Origin of the sequence: Bacteroides sp. D1, from assembly GCF_000157095.2 — a bacterium.
GTDB classification, from domain to species: Bacteria; Bacteroidota; Bacteroidia; order Bacteroidales; family Bacteroidaceae; genus Bacteroides; species Bacteroides xylanisolvens.
This window is the reverse complement of record NZ_JH114346.1, coordinates 18,704-38,160: the sequence shown is the minus strand read 5'-3', so window position 1 is coordinate 38,160 and position 19,457 is coordinate 18,704. Positions and strand designations below refer to the sequence as shown.

General features: G+C 43.8%; 10 protein-coding genes. 5 read left to right on the top strand and 5 right to left on the bottom strand.

The window, feature by feature from the left end; translation table 11 throughout:
• Positions 1-40: 40 nt before the first annotated feature.
• The gene (gene dapF / locus BSAG_RS06405) at positions 41-856 is read right to left on the bottom strand and encodes a diaminopimelate epimerase (protein ID WP_004315729.1); all 816 of its coding nucleotides are present in this window, start codon (positions 854-856) and stop codon (positions 41-43) included.
• A gap of 414 nt (positions 857-1,270) precedes the next feature.
• Between dapF and BSAG_RS06410 the strand changes: the two genes are divergently transcribed.
• Positions 1,271-1,567 (top strand): thioredoxin family protein, encoded by a 297-nt coding sequence (locus BSAG_RS06410; protein ID WP_004315730.1) that lies wholly within the window; start codon positions 1,271-1,273, stop codon positions 1,565-1,567.
• 245 nt (positions 1,568-1,812) lie between these two features.
• Here the strand turns inward: BSAG_RS06410 and BSAG_RS06415 are convergent, their stop codons facing one another.
• The 4 genes from BSAG_RS06415 to gltB all read right to left on the bottom strand — a co-directional run bounded on the left by BSAG_RS06415 (position 1,813) and on the right by gltB (position 10,737).
• Positions 1,813-2,580: a glycerophosphodiester phosphodiesterase family protein gene (locus tag BSAG_RS06415; RefSeq protein ID WP_004315731.1), complete on the bottom strand. Its 768-nt coding sequence runs from the start codon at positions 2,578-2,580 to the stop codon at positions 1,813-1,815.
• A gap of 224 nt (positions 2,581-2,804) precedes the next feature.
• Positions 2,805-4,472, bottom strand: a complete 1,668-nt coding sequence (gene asnB / locus BSAG_RS06420; protein WP_004315732.1) for an asparagine synthase B — start codon at positions 4,470-4,472, stop codon at positions 2,805-2,807.
• A gap of 214 nt (positions 4,473-4,686) precedes the next feature.
• Positions 4,687-6,027: a glutamate synthase subunit beta gene (locus BSAG_RS06425; protein ID WP_004315733.1), complete on the bottom strand. Its 1,341-nt coding sequence runs from the start codon at positions 6,025-6,027 to the stop codon at positions 4,687-4,689.
• A 114-nt stretch (positions 6,028-6,141) separates the two neighbouring features.
• Entirely contained in the window at positions 6,142-10,737 is a 4,596-nt protein-coding gene (gltB, locus tag BSAG_RS06430; protein WP_008016385.1) for a glutamate synthase large subunit, read from the bottom strand.
• Positions 10,738-11,099: 362 nt separating this feature from the next.
• On the opposite strand from gltB, the gene glmS reads away from it, so the two are divergent.
• The 4 genes from glmS to carB all read left to right on the top strand — a co-directional run bounded on the left by glmS (position 11,100) and on the right by carB (position 19,422).
• Positions 11,100-12,944 (top strand): glutamine--fructose-6-phosphate transaminase (isomerizing), encoded by a 1,845-nt coding sequence (glmS, locus tag BSAG_RS06435; RefSeq protein ID WP_004315736.1) that lies wholly within the window; start codon positions 11,100-11,102, stop codon positions 12,942-12,944.
• Between the two features lie 132 nt (positions 12,945-13,076).
• Positions 13,077-14,960: a hypothetical protein gene (locus BSAG_RS06440; RefSeq protein ID WP_004315737.1), complete on the top strand. Its 1,884-nt coding sequence runs from the start codon at positions 13,077-13,079 to the stop codon at positions 14,958-14,960.
• A gap of 27 nt (positions 14,961-14,987) precedes the next feature.
• On the top strand, positions 14,988-16,121 hold the full coding sequence (gene carA / locus BSAG_RS06445; RefSeq protein WP_008997675.1) for a glutamine-hydrolyzing carbamoyl-phosphate synthase small subunit: 1,134 nt from the start codon (positions 14,988-14,990) through the stop codon (positions 16,119-16,121).
• A gap of 73 nt (positions 16,122-16,194) precedes the next feature.
• Entirely contained in the window at positions 16,195-19,422 is a 3,228-nt protein-coding gene (gene carB, locus BSAG_RS06450) for a carbamoyl-phosphate synthase (glutamine-hydrolyzing) large subunit (protein ID WP_004315739.1), read from the top strand.
• The last annotated feature ends 35 nt before the right edge of the window (positions 19,423-19,457 follow it).

The following is a 19,457-nucleotide window of genomic DNA, read 5'->3' as shown; positions in this document are numbered from 1 at the left end:
TTTTAAGTTTCTATTACTATTCATTCTCAACTCTCCATTCTCAACTCTCAACTTCTTCAACAATTTCCCCATCGAAAACCTTGGTTGCCGGTCCGGTCATTAATATATGTCCGGAGGTTTCATCCCATTCGATGGTAACTGTCCCTCCATCCATTATCACATCGCTTTTTCTTCCTGCAAGTCCGTTGATGAAGGCGGCTACTGCTGTGGCGCAGGCACCTGTTCCGCAAGCTTGAGTAATTCCCGATCCTCTTTCCCACACTCTCATCCGTATGGTGTCTTTACCGACGATCTGTGCAAACTCTACATTCGTTCTGTCGGGAAAGAGAGGATGATTCTCCAGTTCAGGACCGATTTCCGGCAGATTAATTCGGGTAATGTCATCAATAAATGTGACAAGATGAGGATTACCCATTGATACTTTAGTAGATTGGAAAGGATATTTCTTTCCCCAATCAATCTCTCCTGTTTCTTGCGGACTGCCCATATCTACGGTGACTGTACTGACTGTTTTTCCCTCTACCTGCAATTTCAGAATTTTAATTCCCGATAGTGTATCCAAAGTTATTTCTGTTTTATCAGTCAATCCGTATTCATATACATATTTGCCTACGCAGCGGCTACCATTACCACACATCATTGCTTCCGAACCGTCGGCATTGAAAATACGCATACTGAAATCCGCTTTATCAGAGACACCAATCAATATTAGTCCATCGCTTCCGATTCCTGTATGAAACTTGCTCCATTCGATCGCTTTCTTTTCAGGGTCTGCTATCGGATATCTGGTCGTATCTACATATATGTAGTCATTTCCTGCTCCATGCATTTTAGTGAACTTAATTCTTACTGTCATTTTGATTGGTATTTATTGGTTGTTGTATCCTTTTGTTTTATTACAATGCAAAGATATGACTTTTTGCTTTATATTTTATTGAAAAGTATGTCTAATCTCTATTAATTTTCTGTGAACTTATAATTGCCTTTCATACGGCTATGTTTAGTTATAATTTGGAATTATATATATTCATATATTAATAAACTGTTATTTGAGCGAATTGCTTTGCATATTCTTTCATAATATATGAAGAATATTTAGTCCTAATAATCCATAAAACCAGTTATAAAAACAAGAAATATATTCTTTTTCTTTTGACGATATGAAAGTGAAAATCCTTATTTCTCTATCATATTGTTCGCGGAGTGTTTTGAAGAACCTTTTTCTGTATTCATTGTTTTAGCACTATCATTAATATAAAAACGTAGCGATATGAATATAGAGAAACAATTAGAAACAGCTATTAAAACCAACCATTTGGTGTTGGTGGTGTTCTATGCCGATTGGTCCCCTCATTATGAGTGGATAGGGCCTGTGCTTCGAACTTACGAAAAGAGAACTGTGGAATTGATTAGAGTGAATGCAGAAGAGAATAGAGCAATTGCTGATGCTCATAATGTAGAAACAGTACCGGCTTTCCTTCTATTGCATAAGGGGCATGAACTTTGGAGGCAGGTAGGAGAGCTTACGGTAGAAGAATTAAAAGAGGTATTGGATGATTTTCAATGAATTGTCTGTAATCTTTTATTGGTATTCATAAAAAGGACTCTTTTCTTTTTTCGTTAAAAGATTGATATTTCTAAAGTGTTGGTATTAAGAGTATTATAGAAGAGCATTTTTTCATTTAAAGAAACGGGTGTTTCCTTTTAAAGGAAACACCCGTTTGACACCGAGAAACAATCTGTTTCTTTTAAAGGAAGATTCCGTTTCCTTAAAGCCAGATATTAAATTCTTTAATATGTGAATATTTTTTCTTATTGAAGCTTTTTAAGTTCTTCTTGTAAGATGACCGGTTCGTTAGTGGTGATGAAATCTACCTTTTGTTCGATCAGCCATTTCATATCTTCTACTTCGTCTACTGTCCATACGTTGACTTTCAAGCCGAGGTCGTGAGCTTCTTTGATCCATTCGGGGTGTTTCTTAATCACTCCCATGTGATAGTCCAGACCGGCAGCACCCAGTTCTTTCAACTCTTTGGGAGACAATTCTCCGTTAAGGTAATATACCGGAGTACCGGCAGGAGCCAGACGGATAAACTCTTTCATGGCATGTAGAGAGAACGTGATATATTCCATACGGTTTTCCAGTCCCATTTTCTTCACCATGGCAACAATTCCTTGTACCGCTTTAGTCTCACGTTTCTTGTTGCTATGCGCTTTCAGTTCGAGAATCAATTGGGTTTTACAGTTTTTTCCGGTTTCCAGATACTGTTCCAGGCTGGGTAAGTTTTCTCCGTTGGATAATTTAAGTCCGGTCAGTGCATCACCTTTGGAATATTCCATCGGCCTCATCTTATATACAGGATCATGGTTAACCACCAGCTTGTTATCCTTCGCGATCCATACGTCAAATTCTGAACCGTAACAACCGATGGAGTCTGCTTTTAGAAGTGATGAAATACTGTTCTGCGATGATCCCGGAGTTTTCCAGAAACCGCGGTGAGCTATCACTTTTGTCTGTGCCTGCATACAACAAGCAGCCATTAGAAGGGCAGAAGCCATCATCATTTTTTTTAAATTCATTTGTTTGATCTTTTAAAAGTTTGATAGATTTAATTGGGTTTGGCCTCAAAATTATAAAAAAGAAAACGCAAATCAGCCGATAATATGCTAATCTGCGTTAATCCTTGGGATTTTAGAATAGAAATGCTACAAAAGAGTGTCAAAAATAAGACTGTCTGTCATAAAAACATTCTCCGGACACGTCTGATAGTTTGCACAAAAGGAGTTTGTCACTCTTTTATTAATCAGGTATAGGCCTCTTCATGTATTCCTTTCACTGCACGTCCGCTAGGTTCATTCAGATTCCTGAAAGCGATATCCCATGCCAGTGCTTCTGCTGTGGAGCAGGCTACACTCGGAACACTGGGGACGGTGCGTGCTGCGCTTTCACTGGGGAAATGCTCTTCGAAAATGCTACGATAGTAGTACTCTTCTTTGTTTTGTGGCGTATTGATCGGGAAACGTTCGGCAGCATGTTCCATTTGCTCATCGCTCACGGCAGCTGCTGTGATTTCCCTCAAAGTGTCAATCCATGAATATCCTACACCGTCACTGAACTGCTCTTTCTGTCTCCAAGCCACACTTTCCGGTAACATATCGGCAAAGGCTTCGCGAACAATTCGTTTCTCGATGTTTTTTCCGGGGCACATTTTAGCTTTCGGGTTCAGGTTCATTGCCACGTCGAGAAATTCTTTATCAAGGAAAGGGACGCGTCCTTCTACTCCCCATGCTGATAAACTTTTATTGGCACGGAGGCAATCGTACATGTGCAACTTTGAAAGTTTACGTACTGTTTCTTCGTGAAATGCCTGTGGAGTAGGGGCCTTGTGGAAATACAGATACCCCCCGAAAACTTCATCAGCACCTTCACCGCTCAACACCATTTTGATCCCCATTGATTTGATGACACGCGCCAATAAATACATGGGAGTGGAAGCGCGTACGGTAGTTACATCATACGTCTCGATGAAATAAATTACGTCGCGAACAGCATCCAGACCTTCCTGAACGGTGTAGTTGATCTCATGATGGACGGTACCGATATATTCGGCTACCTCACGCGCTTTAATCAAATCGGGCGCGCCCTTTAGACCGATGGCGAAAGAGTGGAGTTGAGGCCACCATGCATCGCTTGCACCGTCTGTTTCTATGCGTTTTGCCGCATATTTTTTGGCAATGGCAGAGATAACGGAACTATCCAACCCGCCCGAAAGCAACACTCCATACGGTACGTCACTCATTAACTGGCGGTGCACAGCCTCTTCCAATGCCACTTTCACATCCTCGGTTTGTGCATCATTCTCTTTGACGGTTTCATATTCTGTCCAGTCGCGCGAATACCAACGTTTCATTTTTCCCTCTTTACTATAGAAATAATGTCCGGGAAGGAATACTTCATATTCGTCACAAAATCCTTCGAGAGCTTTCAACTCGCTGCCGAAGTAGATTTTTCCCTCTTTATCTTTTCCTATATATAAAGGAATAACCCCTATCGGGTCACGGGCAATTAGAAATTCATCCTTTTCCTCATCATAAAGCACGAAAGCGAAGATACCGCTGATATCTTCCAAAAAATGGATGCCTTTATCTTTGTAAAGGGCAAGAATTACCTCACAGTCACTTCCGGTCTGAAAGTTATATTTTCTCGCATATTTAGCTCGAATATCACGGTGATTGTAAATTTCACCGTTGACGGCGAGCACCTGTTTACGATCGGGAGAGTATAACGGTTGTCCGCCACTCTGCGGGTCGACAATAGAAAGGCGTTCGTGTGCCAGGATGGCACTTCCGCCTACATAGATTCCGCTCCAGTCCGGTCCGCGATGACGGATCTTCTGGGCCATTTTCAGTGCTTTATCTCTTAGTTCTTTCGTTTGAACTTTGATGTTGAGTATACCTGCTATTCCACACATAACTTTAATTTTTAGAGGGGGTAATGTAATCTGTTGATTGTTTATTCGCTATTTCTAAGAAGCTGACTAGCTATTCTTAATTCGTTCCATAATTGTTATCGTTTAGTTCCACAACTGTTTCCCTTTAGTTCCATATCTGTTATCCTTTAGTTCCACAGATATGGAACGAACCGATAATAGCAATCGAGCTTCTTGTTGTACACTGTTGCAAAACTTATTGTATTAGATAAGCATCTATTTCCGCAGCAGCCTTTCGTCCTCCCGCCATGGCGCGTACTACCAGGCTGGCACCAGTCTCGGCGTCACCAGCAAGGAATACATTCTTTGCAAATTTCGGTTGCTCCGGTTTCAGGAATCCCATCGCCAATAATACCATATCAGCTTCGATGACTTCCTTCTTCCCTGTTGGTTTCATCGTGGGACGTCCGCCATCTGCTGCCGGAATCCATTCCACTTCTTCCACTTCTACACCTGTCACTTTTCCATTCTTTCCGAGGAACTGATTGGAAGCCAGGCACCAGCGGCGTGTACAACCTTCTTCATGGCTGGAAGTCGTTTTGAAGACTGCCGGCCATTGTGGCCAAGGAGTAGCCGGATTGTAGCCGACAGGAGGTTTCGGCATGATTTCGATTTGAGTGACACTGACGGCTCCCTGTCTCACACTGGTTCCGATGCAGTCGGAACCGGTATCTCCGCCACCTATCACAAGTACTTTTTTGCCTTTGGCATTCACCAATTTATCTTTCGGGAAAGTCTGTCCTGCCAGAAGCCTGTTCTGCTGTGCCAGCATTTCAAGTGCGAAATGGATGCCTTTCAGTTCACGTCCCGGAATACTCAAATCACGTGCAGTCGGCGTTCCGGTACAGATGCAGTAAGCGTCGAATCCTTCCGGCAAATGATTGACGTCTATTTCTACTCCCATTTCAAACAGTATTCCTTCTGCAGCCAATATCTTCATCCGTCGGTCAATTACATTCTTATCCAGTTTGAAATTAGGAATACCGAACCGTAATAACCCTCCGGGTGCTTCATCCTTATCGAATAAAGTAACGCTATATCCTTTTAAATTCAGCTGATTAGCCACTACCAATCCGGCAGGACCCGCACCAATCACCGCCACTTTCTTTCCGTTTCTTCTCGGTGTCTTTACCTGTATATATCCTTCACGAAAAGCCGCTTCCACGATAGCTGCTTCATTCTCGCGAATAGTCACCGGCTGATCGCAGGAAAGTTTCAACACACACGATTTCTCGCAAAGAGCAGGACAAATACGTCCCGTAAATTCCGGAAAATCGCAAGTAGACGACAATACTTCGTATGCCTCCTTCCATTTTCCCCTGTATAATGCATCCTGCCATTCCGGTTGTTTATTTCCTATCGGGCATGCCCAATGACAGAAAGGTACACCGCAATCCATGCAGCGTGACGCCTGCAATTTACGGCTGTTTGTATTCAAAGTCTGTTCTACCTGACTATAGTCAGCGATTCGCTCGTTTACAGGGCGGTATCCCGCCTCTTGTCGAGGTATATTTAGAAATGCTTTAGGATCTCCCATCTTGTTATTTACTATTTGACGATTTACTATTTTTAGACTATCTTGTCATTTGCTATTTGACTATTTACAGACTATACATTCAAATAGTAAATTGTAAATAGTCAAATTGTAAATCTAATAGTCTCTTTGCATGTCTGCAATTTTTTGTTGTAATTTTCTCATCTGTTCCTCCTGCAATACTTTTTTGTATTCGATGGGTACTACTTGGATGAACTGTTCTGCATAATGATTCCAGTTGTCAAGCATGGTACGGGCTAGTTTTGAGCCTGTGTACAGATAATGTTGGCGGATTAGTTCGTGTAGCTCTTTCCGGTAGCTGGCTTCTTCGATGAGTGACAGTTCCACCATTTCCATGTTGCAGAAATAATCGAAGTTGCCATCCTTGTTCCATACGTAAGCCACACCGCCACTCATACCGGCTGCAAAGTTGCGTCCGGTTTGTCCGAGGACTACCACACGACCTCCTGTCATATATTCGCAACAATGGTCGCCCACACCTTCCACTACGGCGACTGCACCGGAGTTACGAACTGCGAAACGTTCTCCTACACAACCGTTGATATATACTTCACCGCTTGTTGCTCCATAAAGTAAGGTATTACCGGCAATTGTATTCTTTTCGGCTTCGAAGTTGCTGCGGATAGGAGGCAATACGGAGATGCGTCCGCCGCTCAATCCTTTACCTAGATAATCGTTCGCTTCACCTTCCAGTTTAAAGTTAACTCCCGGTACGAGGAAAGCCCCGAAAGACTGACCTGCCGAGCCTTTGAACTTCACATTCAGCGTGTGTTCCGGCAATCCTTTGGCACCGTATTTCTTGGCAATCACTCCGGAGAGCATCGCACCTATTGCACGGTCTGTATTGGCAATCGTATATTCTAAAGAAATCTCTTTTTCATGTTCAATAGCTTCCTGTGCCGCATCAATGAGGGTTACATCCTTTACAGTAGAAACACCGTGGTCCTGATCGATGACATGGCGGATAGCCGCGTTGTTATCAATGCGTGCCAGCAATTTGGTGAAGTCGATTAACGCATGTTTCGGATTCGGGTCATTGGCAACGGATTTGCGTTCGATCAAGTCTGTGCGCCCGATAATATCATCCATCCTGGTGAATCCCATTTCGGCCAAATGCTCGCGGACCTCCTGCGCCAGGAATGTGAAGAAATTTACCAAATATTCACTACGCCCATGAAAGCGTTTACGTAATTCCTCATTCTGTGTGGCAACTCCCACCGGACAAGTATTCTGATGGCATTTGCGCATCATTACACACCCTAATACAATCAATGCCGAGGTGGCGAAGCCATATTCTTCGGCACCCATTAGCGCCATTAAGATGATGTCACGTCCGGTTTTCAGTTGTCCGTCGGCTTGCAGAACTACTTGACCACGAAGTCCGTTCAAAACCAATGTTTGCTGTGTCTCGCTCAATCCCAATTCCGGTGAGATGCCCGCATAACGGATAGAAGAAGCCGGAGAAGCACCTGTTCCCCCTTCAGCACCGGAGATGACAATCAGGTCCGCCTTTGCTTTTGCCACCCCGGCGGCAATTGTACCGACGCCGCTTTCTGCTACCAGTTTCACACTGATTTTGGCCTGTGGATTTACATTTTTCAGATCGAAGATTAATTGTGCCAAATCCTCAATCGAATAAATATCATGATGAGGTGGGGGAGAAATCAGTGAAATTCCCGGAATGGAATGGCGTGTTTTTGCAATCACATCATTCACTTTAAATCCCGGAAGTTGTCCGCCTTCACCCGGCTTTGCCCCCTGTGCTATCTTAATCTGAATCTCGTCCGCATTAACCAAATATTCTGCCGTTACACCGAAACGTCCGGAAGCTACCTGCTTGATTGCACTTCGTAAGGAACTGCCATCGGGCAGTGGTTGGAAACGGGCAGCGTCCTCGCCACCTTCACCGGTATTACTGCGTCCGTGAATTTTATTCATGGCAATAGCCATTGCCTCATGAGCCTCTTTGCTGATAGAACCAAAAGACATGGCCCCCGTGACGAAACGATGCAGAATGTTTTCCACCGGTTCTACCTGATCGATTGAAATCGGATTACGACGGAATCCCAGAAAGTCACGAAGGAAAATAGGCTTCTCTTTTTCGTCTACCAAATGAGTATATTCTTTAAACTTCTTGTAACTTCCCAGCCGTGTAGCCAATTGCAGTGTACTGATTGTTTCCGGATTCCATGCGTGCTTTTCTCCGTCTTTGCGGAAGGCATACAAACCGTTGTTTTTTAATAATGGAAAGTTGAAAGTGGAAGATTGGGAATTACTTTGTGTGCCTTCATTTCCATTTTTGATTTCTGAAAATCCTTCCTCATGGAAAGCGATGGCATCTCTGGCTATTTCTTCCAAGCGAATACCTCCGATGGGCGAACCGAGTCCACCGAAATAGGCCTTACTCAATTCTTCGCTCAAACCGACGGCTTCGAAGATCTTTGCACCACGATAAGAGCGGATGGTAGAGATCCCCATTTTACTCATGATTTTAAACAAGCCTTTGCAGATGGATTTGATATAATTCTTTTCAGCAGTGGCATAATCCAACTGAATATCCCTGTCTTTAACCAAGCGGTCGAGAACGGCAAATGCCATGTAAGGATTCAGGGCACTTGCTCCGAAACCCAGTAATAACGCAGCGTGCATCACCTCACGTATTTCACCGCTTTCTACAATCAATGCTGTTTGTACACGTTTGCCGACTGAAATCAGATGGTGATGAACGGCGCTTACTGCCAGCAATGAAGGAATAGCAGCATGGGTAATATCCACGTCACGGTCGGTCAGGACAATGTAGTTTACGCCTTCCGTCACAGATTCTTCCGCCATTTTACAGAGGCTGTTCAGTGCCTCCTGCAATCCGGCTTTCCCTTTCGCTGCTTCAAATAACATGGGCAGTTTGACTGTTTTGAAACCTTTATAGCGGATATTACAAAGAATATCCAGTTGTGTGTTGCTCAAAATCGGATGATTCAGGCGGACCATTTTGCAATGACTTTCGCTGGGTGTCAGAATGTTCATGCCGACTGCCCCGATGTATTCTGTCAATGACATTACCAGTTCTTCGCGGAGCGGGTCGATGGGAGGATTGGTCACTTGTGCAAATTGCTGCCGGAAATAGTTGTAAAGCAATTGCGGCTTATCCGAAAGTACAGCTAACGGAGTATCATTACCCATTGAATGGATCGGTTCTGCTCCGGTGCTTGCCATTGGCATAATCAGTTTTTCAATATCCTCTTTGGAGTAGCCGAAAGTGCGAAGCATACAGTCGTAGTTTTCTACATGATGAGGTACTTTGCGTCCGCTCTTCAGTTCATCCAGTTCGATTCGGTTCGTAGACAACCAGGTGCGGTAAGGTTTGGCTTCAGCCAACTGTTTTTTCAGTTCGCCATCATAATAAATTTCACCTTTTTCTGTATCTACCAGCAAAATCTTACCGGGCTGTAAGCGACCTTTTTCTTTGATGTCTCCCGGTTCGAAATCCATCACACCGACTTCCGAAGCCACTACCATCATATCGTTTTTAGTAATCAGATAACGGGCAGGGCGCAGACCGTTACGGTCGAGCATACCTCCGGCAAATCGTCCGTCACTGAAGAGAAGTGCAGCCGGTCCGTCCCACGGTTCCATCAGGATAGAGTGGTATTCGTAGAATGATTTCAGATCCTCGCTGATGGGATTCTTTTCGTTGAAAGATTCCGGCACGAGCATAGCCATAGCGTGTGGCAGGCTCAACCCCGACATCACCAGGAACTCCAGTACATTATCCAGAGAAGCACTGTCGCTCATGCCCGGTTGTATAATCGGGCGAAGTTCTTTTATGTCACCCAAGGTAGGAGTGGAGAGTACGCTTTCGCGGGCCTCCATCCATCCGCGGTTACCACGGATCGTGTTGATTTCACCGTTGTGTGCCAGAAGGCGGAATGGTTGTGCCAATCCCCATGTAGGGAATGTATTGGTACTGAAACGGGAGTGCACCAGTGCCAGTCCGCTGGTAAAATAGCTATTCGTCAGGTCCGGATAGTAGTTGCGCAGTTGCAACGACGAAAGCATACCTTTATATATAATGTTTTTTGTAGAAAGCGAAACAACATAAAAATCGTCCTTTGTCGGAATGGATGACAGTCTGACCTTATTCTCGATTCTTTTCCGGATCAGATATAACTTCCGGTCGGCCGTTTCCGTTTCTGTAAATCCGGTGATAAACACCTGCTTGATGTCAGGTTCGTTTGCCAAAGCAGATTCTCCTAGAATTTCAGGGCAGGTGGGCACATTGCGCAGATGCATCAATGTGAGTCCTTCTTTTTCAATTTCTTCAATAATGATACTTAAAATGGCTGCCTGGTCTTTCTCATTTTTCGGCAAAAATAGCAATCCTGTGCCGTACCGTCCTTTTTCGGGTACAGGAATACCTTGCAATAAAATAAACTCATGCGGAATTTGCAACATGATACCTGCACCGTCGCCGGTTTTGTTATCCGCACCTTCGGCGCCACGGTGGCGCATGTTCTCTAATACCTTTAAAGCCGACTCAACAATGTCGTGTGACTTTTCTCCATGAATGTTTACCAGCATACCAACACCGCAGGCATCGTGTTCGTATGCCGCATTGTACAAGCCCATCTGTTTGGGCTGTCGTTGGTAAGGGGATCCTTCTGTTACGTTGTTAAAAAGTTCTTGTTTCTTCATTCTTACTAGCTTTATTGTATGATAATACCTAATTGAAGTGTCAATTTGTTCGGCAAAGTTAGTGGTTTAATTTCAAAATGATAGTAAAATATAAATTTTCTGTAACGCGAAATTAGAAGAAGAGCCTGTCTTCTTCTAATTTGTAATTAAAAGAAGGAGATTTACTTTTAATTTGTTAGCTCTTTTGGGTGAATGGTGATTTAATTGTAATTTGTTTCTTTTTGACCTAAAAATAATATATTATTTAACTTTTTGATGTGTTTACAACTTTTTTATGCGTTTCTGTCAAATAAATATGCTTTTTGTTGTCTTTATGTTATTTGTAATGTGTATATTTGCAGTCGAAATAAAAATATCATAATATGTGTGGAATAGTAGGCTATATTGGTAAACGAAAAGCCTACCCTATCCTTATAAAAGGGCTGAAGCGACTGGAGTATCGTGGATATGATAGCGCGGGGGTAGCAATCATCAGTGATGACCGACAGTTAAATGTGTATAAGACGAAAGGAAAAGTCTCCGATCTTGAAAATTTCGTCACACAAAAAGATATTTCCGGTACGATCGGAATTGCCCATACTCGTTGGGCTACTCACGGGGAACCTTGTTCCGCTAACGCCCACCCTCATTACTCTTCTTCCGAAAAGCTCGCTCTCATTCATAACGGTATTATTGAAAACTACGCCGTTCTCAAAGAAAAACTTCAAGCCAAAGGCTATATTTTTAAAAGTAGTACAGATACCGAAGTCCTTGTTCAATTAATAGAATACATGAAAGTCACTAATCAAGTCAGTTTGCTGACAGCCGTTCAATTGGCGTTGGGAGAAGTGATTGGTGCCTATGCGATTGCGATTCTTGATAAAGAGCATCCCGATGAGATTATTGCTGCCCGTAAGAGTAGCCCGCTGGTAGTGGGGATTGGAGCGGACGAGTTCTTCCTTGCTTCGGATGCCACTCCGATTGTAGAATATACAGATAAGGTGGTTTATCTGGAAGACGGAGAAATTGCAGTTCTCCATTTGGGAAAAGAATTAAAGGTGGTCAACTTGAGTAATGTTGAAATGACACCTGAAATTAAAAAGGTGGAGCTTAATCTCGGCCAGCTGGAAAAAGGGGGATATCCGCATTTTATGTTGAAAGAGATTTTCGAACAGCCCGATTGTATTCATGATTGTATGCGCGGACGTATCAATGTGGAAGCAGACAATGTGGTACTTTCCGCTGTGATCGATCATCGGGAAAAGCTACTGAATGCCAAGCGGTTTATTATCGTTGCCTGCGGAACTTCCTGGCATGCCGGACTGATTGGTAAGCATCTGATTGAAAGTTTCTGCCGCATACCGGTGGAAGTGGAGTATGCTTCCGAATTCCGTTACCGTGATCCGGTGATTGACGGACAGGATGTAGTGATAGCAATCTCCCAAAGTGGTGAGACTGCGGATACTTTGGCTGCTGTGGAATTGGCAAAAAGCCGTGGAGCATTTATATATGGTATTTGTAATGCTATCGGGTCTTCTATTCCCCGTGCTACTCACACCGGTTCGTATATCCACGTAGGTCCGGAAATCGGAGTCGCTTCCACCAAAGCGTTTACCGGACAGGTCACTGTGTTGGCAATGCTGGCATTGACGCTTGCCAAAGCGAAAGGAACAATTGACGAACGGCATTATCTTTCAATAGTACAGGAATTAAATCATATTCCGGAGAAGATGAAAGAAGTGCTGAAACTGAATGATACCCTGGCGGAGTTATCGAAAACGTTCACGTATGCGCATAACTTTATTTACCTGGGACGCGGATATAGTTATCCTGTTGCATTGGAAGGTGCATTGAAATTGAAAGAAATATCGTATATTCACGCCGAAGGTTATCCGGCTGCCGAGATGAAGCACGGACCGATTGCCTTGATTGACGCGGAAATGCCGGTAGTGGTGATTGCTACGCAGAATGGACTGTACGAAAAAGTGCTAAGTAATATTCAGGAGATCAAGGCAAGGAAGGGAAAAGTGATTGCGTTCGTTACGAAGGGAGATACGGTTATCAGCAAGATTGCCGATTGTAGTATCGAACTTCCTGAAACAATAGAGTGTCTCGATCCGTTAATTACTACAGTACCTCTCCAACTTCTTGCTTATCACATTGCGGTATGTAAGGGGATGGATGTAGACCAGCCGAGAAATCTGGCGAAGTCGGTAACGGTGGAGTAATGTGATTTACAATTAGACAATTTACTATTTACTATTTACGATTGAAGAATCAATGATAGATAGTAAGTTGTTTGATTGGCAGGTGGTAATTTAAATCGTAAATAGTAAATCGTCAAATCGTAAATAGTATAGATGGAACAATTGAAACATGAATGTGGCGTTGCCATGATACGCTTGCTTAAACCGTTGGAGTATTACGAGAAAAAGTACGGAACATGGATGTACGGTCTTAATAAGCTCTACCTGTTGATGGAGAAACAACATAACCGTGGACAGGAAGGTGCGGGACTGGCATGTGTGAAACTGGAAGCAAATCCGGGTGAAGAATATATGTTTCGTGAACGTGCTTTAGGCTCCGGAGCTATTACGGAGATTTTTGAAAATGTTCAAAACAATTTTAAGGAGCTCACTTCCGAACAGTTGCATGATGCTGCGTATGCCAAACGAGTCCTGCCTTTTGCCGGGGAAGTATATATGGGGCATCTTCGTTATTCCACTACGGGAAAATCCGGAATCTCATACGTGCATCCATTTTTAAGAAGAAATAACTGGCGTGCCAAGAATCTCGCTCTTTGCGGAAACTTCAATATGACGAATGTGGACGAAATATTTGCCCGTATCACTGCCATTGGCCAGCATCCGCGTAAATATGCCGATACATATATCATGTTGGAACAGGTGGGACACCGTCTTGACCGTGAAGTGGAGCGTGTATTCAATCTTGCCGAAGCCGAAGGGCTTACAGGCATGGGCATCACGCATTATATAGAAGAACATATTGATTTGGCAAACGTACTGCGTACTTCCAGTCGCGAATGGGATGGGGGATATGTTATTTGTGGATTGACCGGAAGCGGTGAATCTTTCGCTATCCGTGACCCGTGGGGCATCCGGCCTGCATTTTGGTATCAGGATGACGAGATAGCTGTTCTTGCTTCCGAACGTCCGGTTATCCAGACAGCTTTGAATGTTCCGTTTGAGGAAATCAAGGAACTGCAACCGGGGCAGGCATTGTTGATTAGCAAAGAAGGTAAGATACGTACTTCGCAAATCAATAAGCCGCGTGAAAATCAGGCTTGTTCCTTCGAACGTATCTATTTCTCCCGTGGCAGTGACGTCGATATTTATAAAGAAAGGAAACGGCTGGGCGAAAAGTTGGTTCCGAAAATACTGAAAGCAATCAATAATGACATCGATCATACGGTCTTCTCTTTTATTCCAAACACTGCGGAGGTTGCTTTCTATGGAATGTTGCAGGGACTGGATGATTACTTGAATGAGGAGAAAGTGCAGCAGATCGCTGCATTGGGGCATAACCCGAATATGGAGGAGTTGGAAGTTATTCTTTCCCGTCGTATTCGTAGCGAAAAGGTGGCAATCAAGGATATTAAGCTCCGTACGTTTATTGCCGAAGGAAACAGTCGTAATGATTTGGCTGCCCATGTGTATGATATTACATACGGAAGTCTTGTACCCGGTGTTGATAATCTGGTGATTATCGATGACAGCATTGTGCGTGGCACTACGCTGAAACAAAGTATTATCGGTATTCTCGACCGTCTCGGTCCGAAGAAGATTGTCATCGTATCTTCTTCTCCGCAGGTGCGTTATCCTGACTATTACGGTATTGATATGGCAAAGATGAGCGAGTTTATCGCCTTCAGGGCTGCTGTCGAACTTTTAAAGGAACGGGATATGAAAGATGTGATTGCGGCCGCCTACCGTAAATCGAAAGAGCAGGTAGGACTGCCGAAAGAGCAGATGGTAAACTATGTGAAAGACATTTATGCTCCGTTCACTGATGAGGAAATCTCTGCCAAAATGGTGGAACTGCTGACACCCAAGGGAACCAAGGCGAAAGTGGAAATCGTCTATCAACCGTTGGAGGGATTGCACGAGGCTTGTCCGCATCATAAAGGCGACTGGTATTTTAGCGGTAACTACCCTACACCGGGTGGTGTGAAAATGGTGAACCGGGCGTTCATCGACTATATAGAACAAATGTATCAATTCTAACAACCATACAACGATTCAATAATAAGAATGAGAAATGTGACATTAATCCTTGACGACGGGAGCCGGTTTTCCGGTAAGTCGTTTGGCTACGAGAAGCCGGTGGCGGGCGAAGTAGTGTTTAATACTGCCATGACCGGATACCCGGAGAGCCTTACTGACCCTTCATACGCCGGACAGTTGATGACGCTTACCTATCCTTTGGTAGGTAACTACGGTGTTCCTCCTTTTACTATCGAGCCGAATGGACTTGCCACTTTCATGGAAAGTGAGAAGATCCACGCGGAAGCGATTATCGTAAGTGACTATTCTTATGAATACAGCCACTGGAACGCTGTGGAGAGCCTCGGTGACTGGTTGAAACGCGAAAAGGTTCCTGGTATCACGGGCATTGACACACGCGAGTTGACGAAAGTTCTTCGTGAACATGGAGTAATGATGGGGAAAATAGTATTTGAAAATGAAGAATTAAGAATGAAGAATGAAGAATTTCCGTCTTATAGCGATATAAACTATGTAGACCAGGTTTCCTGTAAAGAAATTATTCATTATTTCCCTAGTGGAACAAGCAGCCACAGCGCAGCTAATTCTTCATTCTTCATTCCTCATTCTTCATTAAAAAAAGTTGTCCTGGTAGATTGCGGTGTGAAGACTAATATCATTCGTTGTCTGCTGAAACGTAATGTTGAGGTGATTCGTGTACCTTGGGATTATGATTATAACGGATTCGAATTTGACGGACTGTTTATTTCTAACGGACCGGGGGATCCGGATACCTGTGATGCTGCGGTGCAGAATATCCGCAAGGCAATGGCAAACGAGAAACTGCCTATTTTCGGAATCTGCATGGGTAACCAACTGCTATCGAAAGCCGGAGGAGCCAAGATTTATAAATTGAAATACGGTCACCGTAGCCATAACCAACCGGTGCGTATGGTAGGTACGGAACGTTGCTTCATCACTTCGCAAAATCACGGTTATGCCGTAGACAATAATACGTTGAGTGCAGATTGGGAACCGTTATTTATTAATATGAATGATGGCTCTAACGAAGGAATCAAGCATAAAAGAAACCCTTGGTTTTCTGCACAATTCCATCCGGAAGCAGCGAGTGGACCTACGGATACGGAATTCCTGTTCGACGAATTTGTAAAACTATTATAACCCATATTCATCACGGATTATAAAAAATCTGTGTTTATCTGTGTAATCTGTGGTGAACCAGAAAGTAGAATCAATGAAAGAAAATATAAAGAAAGTATTGCTGTTGGGTTCCGGTGCCCTGAAGATCGGTGAGGCCGGTGAGTTTGACTATTCCGGTTCGCAGGCACTCAAAGCTTTGAAAGAAGAAGGCATTGAAACGATTCTTATCAATCCTAATATTGCTACGGTACAGACGTCCGAAGGAGTGGCGGATCAAATCTACTTCCTCCCGGTGACTCCGTATTTCGTAGAGAAAGTGATTCAGAAAGAAAAACCGGAAGGCATTATGCTGGCGTTCGGTGGTCAGACAGCCTTGAACTGTGGAGTGGCATTGTACAAAGAAGGTATTCTTGAAAAATATAATGTGAAAGTACTTGGTACCCCGGTACAAGCCATTATGGATACCGAGGATCGTGAACTTTTCGTTCAGAAATTGAATGAAATCAATGTAAAGACCATTAAGAGTGAAGCCGTAGAAAATGCGGAAGCTGCGCGTCGCGCAGCAAAAGAACTGGGGTATCCCGTAATTGTTCGTGCTGCGTATGCATTGGGTGGCTTGGGCTCCGGTTTCTGTGATAACGAAGAGCAACTGGATATTCTTGTAGAAAAAGCGTTCTCTTTCTCTCCGCAGGTATTGGTGGAAAAATCTCTTCGTGGTTGGAAAGAAGTGGAATATGAAGTGGTGCGCGACCGTTTCGACAACTGTATCACAGTTTGTAATATGGAAAACTTCGACCCGCTGGGTATTCATACCGGTGAATCTATCGTTATTGCTCCGTCACAAACGCTTACGAACAAAGAATATCATAAACTTCGGGAACTGGCAATACGTATCATCCGCCACATCGGTATTGTGGGCGAATGTAATGTACAATATGCCTTCGACCCCGAATCCGAAGATTATCGGGTGATTGAAGTAAATGCCCGTCTTTCCCGTTCATCGGCTTTGGCATCTAAGGCAACGGGTTATCCGCTGGCTTTCGTTGCGGCCAAATTGGGACTGGGTTACGGACTCTTCGACCTGAAGAACTCTGTAACAAAGACTACTTCTGCTTTTTTCGAACCGGCACTGGACTATGTTGTATGTAAGATTCCACGTTGGGATTTGGGTAAGTTCCACGGTGTAGATAAAGAATTGGGATCTTCTATGAAATCTGTCGGTGAGGTGATGGCTATCGGTCGTACTTTTGAAGAAGCTATCCAGAAAGGGCTCCGCATGATCGGACAGGGAATGCACGGATTTGTAGAAAATAAGGAGCTAGTTATTTCCGACATCGACAAGGCTTTGCGCGAACCGACTGATAAACGTATTTTTGTTATCTCGAAGGCTTTTCGTGCCGGCTACACCATCGATCAGGTACACGAACTGACTAAGATTGATAAATGGTTCCTTCAGAAATTGATGAATATCATGCAGACTTCCGAAGAACTGCATAGCTGGGGAAATAATCACAAACAAATAGCCGATCTGCCAAACGAACTGCTTCGTAAAGCCAAGGTTCAAGGTTTCTCTGATTTCCAGGTTGCCCGTGCCATCGGCTACGAAGGTGATATGGAGGATGGTATTCTTTATGTCCGCAAACATCGTAAAGAGGCGGGTATTCTTCCGGTAGTGAAGCAGATTGATACTTTGGCAGCCGAATATCCGGCACAAACCAATTATCTGTATCTTACTTATAGCGGTGTGGCAAATGATGTTCATTACTTGGGCGACCATAAATCCATTGTCGTATTGGGGTCCGGTGCTTATCGTATCGGCTCTTCCGTAGAATTTGACTGGTGCGGTGTGCAGGCTTTGAATACTATTCGTAAAGAAGGATGGCGCAGCGTGATGATTAACTATAATCCTGAAACTGTATCTACGGACTACGATATGTGCGATCGCTTGTACTTTGACGAATTGACTTTTGAACGTGTGATGGATATTCTGGAACTGGAGAATCCGCATGGTGTAATTGTATCTACCGGCGGTCAGATTCCAAATAATCTTGCTTTGCGTCTGGATGCACAGAATATCAATATCCTTGGCACAAGTGCCAAGAGCATTGACAACGCTGAAGACCGTGAGAAATTCTCTGCTATGCTCGACCGTATCGGTGTGGATCAGCCTCGTTGGCGTGAATTAACATCTATGGATGACATTCAGGAGTTTGTTGAAGAAGTAGGTTTCCCCGTACTCGTTCGTCCGTCATACGTGCTTTCGGGAGCTGCAATGAATGTTTGTTCCAATCAGGAAGAACTGGAGCGTTTCCTGAAACTGGCAGCCAATGTCTCGAAAAAACATCCGGTAGTAGTAAGTCAGTTTATTGAACATGCCAAGGAAGTAGAAATGGATGCCGTGGCGCAGAATGGAGAAATTGTGGCATACGCTATTAGTGAGCATATCGAATTTGCAGGAGTACACTCCGGTGACGCGACTATTCAGTTCCCGCCACAGAAGCTATATGTAGAAACTGTTCGTCGTATCAAACGTATCAGCCGTGAGATTGCCAAGGCTTTGAATATCTCCGGTCCGTTTAATATTCAGTATTTGGCAAAAGATAATGATATCAAGGTGATTGAATGTAACTTGCGTGCTAGTCGTTCTTTCCCATTTGTCAGCAAGGTACTGAAGATCAACTTTATTGAACTGGCAACCAAAGTTATGCTTGGCCTGCCTGTCGAAAAACCGGAAAAGAATCTTTTCGAACTGGACTATGTGGGAATCAAGGCTTCCCAATTCTCCTTCAACCGTTTGCAGAAAGCCGATCCGGTGTTGGGAGTAGATATGGCTTCCACCGGTGAAGTAGGTTGTATTGGTATGGATACTTCTTGTGCCGTATTGAAAGCAATGCTTTCTGTAGGTTATCGTATTCCGAAGAAGAATATCTTGCTTTCTACGGGTACGATGAAGCAAAAAGCGGATATGATGGATGCAGCCCGTATGTTGGTGAATAAGGGATATAAACTCTTTGCGACGGGCGGTACACATAAAGCGCTTGCCGAGAGCGGTATTGAGAGTACTCATGTTTATTGGCCGAGTGAAGAGGGACATCCGCAGGCGTTGGAGATGCTTCATAGTAAGGAAATAGATATGGTAGTCAATATACCAAAGAACTTGACTGCCGGAGAATTAAGTAATGGGTATAAAATCCGTCGTGCCGCCATCGATTTAAATATTCCGTTGATTACGAACGCTCGTCTGGCTAGTGCGTTTATCAATGCCTTCTGTACGATGAGTGTGGATGATATAGCTATCAAGAGCTGGGCAGAATATAAATAAGATGATTATATTCTATTGAAATGAAAAGACAAAGG

Bases quoted from the DNA above. Each gene is read 5' to 3' on its own strand.
- glmS (WP_004315736.1), top strand. From the start codon at position 11,100: ATGTGTGGAATAGTAGGCTATATTGGTAAACGAAAAGCCTACCCTATC.
- BSAG_RS06425 (WP_004315733.1), bottom strand. From the start codon at position 6,027: ATGGGAGATCCTAAAGCATTTCTAAATATACCTCGACAAGAGGCGGGA.
- gltB (WP_008016385.1), bottom strand. From the start codon at position 10,737: ATGAAGAAACAAGAACTTTTTAACAACGTAACAGAAGGATCCCCTTAC.
- dapF (WP_004315729.1), bottom strand. From the start codon at position 856: ATGACAGTAAGAATTAAGTTCACTAAAATGCATGGAGCAGGAAATGAC.
- carA (WP_008997675.1), top strand. From the start codon at position 14,988: ATGAGAAATGTGACATTAATCCTTGACGACGGGAGCCGGTTTTCCGGT.
- BSAG_RS06440 (WP_004315737.1), top strand. From the start codon at position 13,077: ATGGAACAATTGAAACATGAATGTGGCGTTGCCATGATACGCTTGCTT.
- BSAG_RS06415 (WP_004315731.1), bottom strand. From the start codon at position 2,580: ATGAATTTAAAAAAAATGATGATGGCTTCTGCCCTTCTAATGGCTGCT.
- asnB (WP_004315732.1), bottom strand. From the start codon at position 4,472: ATGTGTGGAATAGCAGGTATACTCAACATCAAAGTTCAAACGAAAGAA.
- BSAG_RS06410 (WP_004315730.1), top strand. From the start codon at position 1,271: ATGAATATAGAGAAACAATTAGAAACAGCTATTAAAACCAACCATTTG.
- carB (WP_004315739.1), top strand. From the start codon at position 16,195: ATGAAAGAAAATATAAAGAAAGTATTGCTGTTGGGTTCCGGTGCCCTG.